Below are 2,502 nucleotides of genomic sequence, written 5' to 3' on the forward strand. Positions count from 1 at the left end.
CGACCCAGAAGAAGACCGTCAACGTCACCATCCCGGCCGGCAAGCACACGCTCCGCCGAACCGTTCCCCGATCCAGCGGTGGACCAGCCACAGCGTGACCGCGTGCCGGTCGTCCCCCGGGTCCGCCAGCCACGAGTACGCGTCCGCGAGCTTCTCGGTGATCTGCGGGTACTGCTCGGTGATCTGCTCGTAGTGCCGTCGCCGGCCGTCGGCGTCGGGGCGGCGCCGTACCAGCCGCGGACGTGATTCGGCGGCCTGGCTCAGCCGGTCGGCCCAGGCCGTCTCGTGCAGCAGGACGCCCGCGATCAGCGCGGTGACCTCCAGGGCGGACAGCTCGGCACCCTTGGGCAGGAGCTGGGGGAGGCGTTCGGTCAGCAGCCGCACCGGATACTCGTCGTCGGCCCAGGGGTCCGGCAGCCGCTGCTGGGCGTGGTGCACATGGCGCGCGGCCTGGGCGGCGAGTCGGGACAGACAGTCCTGGAGGTGCGCCACGGCTTCCGCGTCGCCCGCCGGTACCCGCTCCCAGAGGGCGGACGTGCGGACGACGTCCTGCCAGGGTTCGAGCAGCCGCCTGCCCTCGGCGACCTCCAGCGCTTTGGTCCGCTCCGCCAGGTCGTTGCCGTAGTAGAGGCCGACCTTCTGCGGACGGCCCAGTGCCCGTAAGGAGAGCGCGTGGGTCGCGCGTTCGGCCGCCCGGTACACCTGCTCCACCGTCGTGGCCTCGGTCAGCGGGTCGAAGGCACGCGCCAGCGACGCGGTGAAGAAGCTGCCCGTCTCCGCGAAACCGCTGGGCTCTCCGGGGCCGCAGCTCGTCATCATGGCGAAGCCGCCGTGCGGGGGCCCCGCGACCACGTTGCTGCCGAAGGCGGCGCCCTGTTCGTCCACGCCCCAGCGGCAGGCGTCGATCACCCACAGCACGGTGCCGGCCGTGCAGTCGGCCAGATAACGGCTGATGTCGGCTTCCAGGAGCGACTCCCGTACGTGGGGCTGCTCCCACCCGGCCGGATCGTCGCTCGCGGGGGCCCGGGCGTCGGCCGGGACCAGGTGGTCGGTCGTGCCGATCCGGACGCCGTGCCCGGTGAAATAGACCAGCGCCGTGCTGCCCCGGGGCGCGCCGCCGGAGAAGCCGGAGATGCCCGCCGTGATCTCGTTCCGGGTGGGGTTCAGCAGGGTCCGTACCTCGTAGCCGCTGCCGCGCAGGGAGGCGCCCAGGGCCTCCAGGTCCGCGGTGACCGTAGCCTCCAGGGACGGAAGAAGGTGTTCCGCCCCCGGGTTCCGGCCCACGCCGATGAGCAGGGCCACGCGCCCCTTGTCCTTCACTCGCCCCCCTGAGGTCCGCCGACCCGCCCATGGTGACACCGCCCCGGCCGGGACGGGGGCGGACCGGCGCACATGCCTCCGGCCGGCTGTCCGGGGCCGGTTCGGCTCGCGGTACGCCCCGCAGGCCCGACACGGTGACCAGCGCGCCGAGCAGCGGGGCCGGTCCGCCGCCGCCCATCAGGACGAACCCGGTGCCACCCCACTCCTCCTCGGGGCCGCCTACGCAGCCTCCGCCGCACCCTCCTGCCGGACCCCGCCGCCTTCCCGGCCGGGGAAGAGGGTCGCGGCCACGTGGTGGGTGTCGGCGTATTCGACCACCGACGTGATCTTGCCGTCGCGCACCGTGTAGACGCCGATGCAGCGGTTGTCGTAGGCGGCGCCGGACACGGTCGTGGCCTTGGCGGTCCATTCGGCCACCACGCGGTCGCCCTCGGCGATCGTGCCGACCAGTTCGATTCTCATGGTGCCGGGGACGAAGACCGTACCCATGCTCCCGAGGAACCCGTCGACGATCTCGTCGCGGCCCCTCCACACCTTGGAGACGGGCAGGCTCCCCGGGTAGTGCCAGGTCGCGTCCTCGGCGAAGCTGTCGCGGATGACGTCGGCGGCACCGTCGCGTACGGCCTCGACGTAGCGGACGACGACGGCCCTCGCGTCGCTGGTGGTCATGGGCGTGCTCCTTCGGTCGGTGTGGTGGGGTTCAGGACAGGGTGAGGACGGCCTTGCCGCGGATGCGGCGGTCGCGCAGGTCGGTCAGGGCGGCCGCGGTTCCCGCCCAGTCCGCGACGCGGCCGATCTCCGGGTGCAGCCGGCCTTCGGCGGTCAGCCGGACGAGGGTCGCGAGGTCGTCGCCGAGGCGGGTGTCGGCGTCCAGGTAGTGGAAGTGGCGGATGACGGCCGACTCGGGGCCCGTGAAGAAGTCGAAGAAGTCCAGCGTCGCCGGGACGCGGCCGGCCTGCCCGAACCAGATGAGCGTGCCGCGCCTGGCGAGCCGCGCGAGCGCGTCCGCGAGGGCCCGGCCGCCGGTCGACTCCAGCACGATGTCGTAGGGGCCCCGGGCGTCGGTGACGTCGTGGACGATCTCCGCGGCGCCCAGTTCCGTGAGCCGGGCCCCGCGCTCGGCGTTCCTGGTCACGGCGGTGACCTGGGCCCCGGCGGCGGTCGCGAGCTCGGTGACGAAGT

At 73.4% G+C, this 2,502-nt stretch carries 3 protein-coding genes; all 3 read right to left on the reverse strand.

The window, feature by feature from the left end:
• Positions 1 to 24: 24 nt before the first annotated feature.
• Positions 25 to 1,302 (reverse strand): caspase family protein, encoded by a 1,278-nt coding sequence (locus tag H5J33_RS30950; RefSeq protein WP_309485529.1) that lies wholly within the window; start codon positions 1,300 to 1,302, stop codon positions 25 to 27.
• Between the two features lie 237 nt (positions 1,303 to 1,539).
• A complete protein-coding gene (locus H5J33_RS30955; protein WP_181798081.1) occupies positions 1,540 to 1,989 on the reverse strand; it encodes a nuclear transport factor 2 family protein in 450 nt (149 codons plus the stop codon).
• Positions 1,990 to 2,020: 31 nt separating this feature from the next.
• Positions 2,021 to 2,502 (reverse strand): zinc-binding dehydrogenase (locus H5J33_RS30960; RefSeq protein WP_181798082.1); only part of this gene is annotated, 482 nt, incomplete at its 5' end.

This window comes from Streptomyces sp. WELS2, from assembly GCF_013870595.1.
Classification (GTDB): domain Bacteria; phylum Actinomycetota; class Actinomycetes; order Streptomycetales; family Streptomycetaceae; genus Streptomyces.